Raw genomic sequence first — 2,390 nt, 5'->3', positions numbered from 1 at the left:
GGCCATCACCACCATGCCCGGCAGGTTGGCCATATAGGCAATGTCGAAACTGCCGGCATGGGTGGCGCCATCGGCCCCGACCAGCCCCGCACGATCAATGGCAAAGCGCACCGGCAGACCTTGCAGCGCCACATCATGCACCACCTGATCATAACCGCGCTGAAGGAAGGTCGAATACATCACGCAGAACGGTTTCATCCCGCCTGCGGCCAAAGCGCCGCAAAAGGTCACGCCGTGCTGTTCGGCAATGCCGACATCGAAACAGCGGCTGGGATAGCGTTCGGCAAACAGGCTGAGCCCGGTGCCATCAGGCATCGCCGCCGTGACCGCCACAATCTTGTCGTCGCGCGCGGCCTCGGCCACCAAGGCATTGCCAAAGACCGAGGTATAGCTGGGCGCGTTCGACTTGGCCTTGTGTTGCTTGCCGGTGATGACATCGAATTTGGCAGTGGCGTGGCCCTTGTCGTTGCGGGCCTCGGCCGGGGCATAGCCCTTGCCCTTTTTGGTGATCACGTGGATCAGGATCGGCCCGGTCGCCCGCGCTTTGACCGTGCGCAGAACCGCCAGAAGCTGCTCCATATCGTGACCGTCGATCGGCCCGAGATAGCTGAAGCCCAGTTCCTCGAACAATGTTCCGCCAACGGTCATGTGTTTCAGCATGTCCCGCGCCCGGCGCGCGCCCTCTTGCAGCGGCGACGGCAGCAGGCTGACCGCGCCCTTGGCGGCGGCTTTCAATTCCTGAAACGGCGCTCCGGCATAGAGCCGCGACAAGTAAGACGACAACGCCCCGACCGGCGGTGCGATCGACATCTCGTTGTCGTTCAGAATGACGATCAGGCGCTTGCCCAGATGCCCGGCGTTGTTCATCGCCTCGAACGCCATGCCCGCGCTCATCGAGCCGTCGCCGATCACCGCGATGGCATCGCCAATGCCGTGCTCGGTCGCGCCGCCCAGATCGCGCGCCACGGCAAAGCCCAGCGCCGCCGAGATCGAGGTCGAGCTATGCGCCGCGCCAAACGGGTCATAGGGCGATTCCGTGCGTTTGGTGAACCCCGACAGGCCGCCCTTTTGCCGCAGGGTGCGGATGCGGTCACGCCGCCCGGTCAGGATCTTGTGCGGATAGCATTGGTGCGACACGTCCCAGATCAGCCGGTCCTTGGGCGTATCGAACACCGCGTGCAAAGCGACGGTCATTTCCACCACGCCCAGACCGGCACCCAGATGCCCGCCGGTTTCCGACACCGCCGAGATGGTCTCGGCGCGCAGTTCATCCGCCACCTGACGCAGTTCGGCATCGCTGAATTGCTTCAGATCGGCCGGAACATGCACGCGGTCCAACAGCGGGGTATGGGGTCTGGGACTCATGGCTGCCCTCCTCGGGCGCGGCTTACATCTCGCGCGAGATAACGAAACGAGCGGCTTGTCGCAAGTTTTCCGCGCCTTCGCCGTAAGAGTCCAGCGCCGCACAGGCCTGTTCAACCAGATCCTGCGCCCGCGCCTTGGCCTGATCCAGACCCAACAACGACACGAAGGTGGCCTTGCCTGCCTCGGCATCCTTATTCAGACGCTTGCCCGCCTTTGTCGCGTCGCCCTCGACATCCAGAATGTCATCAGCGATTTGAAACGCAAGGCCCAGCGCATCGGCATAAGCCCCCAAAGGCGCAATGTCGGCGCCAGCCAGACGCGCGCCGGCCTCGGCGGACCAGCGGATCAACGCCCCGGTCTTGCCCGCTTGCAGCGCGGTGATTTCTTCAAGCGTCAGCGGCGCGGCGGCGGTTTCGGCGGCGATATCCAACGCCTGACCATAGACCATGCCCTTCGCCCCCGCCGCCAGCGCCATCGACGCCACCAGATCGGCGCGAACCGCGCCGTCGGGATGGGTGGCCGGATCGGCCAGCAGCGCGAAACAAAGGGTTTGCAACGCATCCCCGGCCAGAACAGCGGTGGCCTGATCCCATTTCACATGCACCGTCGGCAGACCGCGGCGCAGATCGTCGTCATCCATGCAGGGCAGATCGTCGTGGATCAGGCTATAGGAATGCAGCGCCTCGACCGCGGCCGCCGCATTCAACGCGCGCTCAGCCGGCACATCGAACAGCGTCGCGCCCTCGATCACCAGAAACGCCCTCAGACGTTTACCGCCCGCCACCGCATAGCGCATGGCCGACACGACCTTTTGGTCGGGATAGCTGGCAAGCACCCGGTCAAGATGTGCGGCGACATCGGTTGCCACAATCGCAAGCTGGTCGTGAAACATCAGGCCTCGTCGAACGGGCGGGTGCCGGTGGCGTTGCCGGCATCATCCGTGGTGATCGCGGCGACCTTGGCCTCGGCCTCTTTCAGCTTGGCCTCGCAGCGTTTCTTCAATTCGGCGCCGCGTTCATACAGCT

3 protein-coding genes are annotated in these 2,390 nt (G+C 64.3%); all 3 read right to left on the bottom strand.

What is annotated here, in order from left to right; all coding sequences use genetic code 11:
- On the bottom strand, positions 1-1,365 hold a 1,365-nt coding region (dxs, locus tag ABYW26_RS13475; protein WP_372605428.1), incomplete at its 3' end, for a 1-deoxy-D-xylulose-5-phosphate synthase.
- A gap of 22 nt (positions 1,366-1,387) precedes the next feature.
- The gene (locus ABYW26_RS13470) at positions 1,388-2,257 is read right to left on the bottom strand and encodes a polyprenyl synthetase family protein (RefSeq protein ID WP_372605427.1); all 870 of its coding nucleotides are present in this window, start codon (positions 2,255-2,257) and stop codon (positions 1,388-1,390) included.
- The coding region (locus ABYW26_RS13465; protein ID WP_372605429.1) for an exodeoxyribonuclease VII small subunit at positions 2,257-2,390 on the bottom strand (134 nt) is incomplete at its 5' end. The genes ABYW26_RS13470 and ABYW26_RS13465, both read right to left, overlap by 1 nt.

This window comes from Actibacterium sp., from assembly GCF_041584535.1.
Lineage (GTDB): Bacteria > Pseudomonadota > Alphaproteobacteria > Rhodobacterales > Rhodobacteraceae > Actibacterium_D.
Note: the sequence above shows the minus strand (reverse complement) of the source record. Positions and strands in the feature narration are given on the sequence as shown.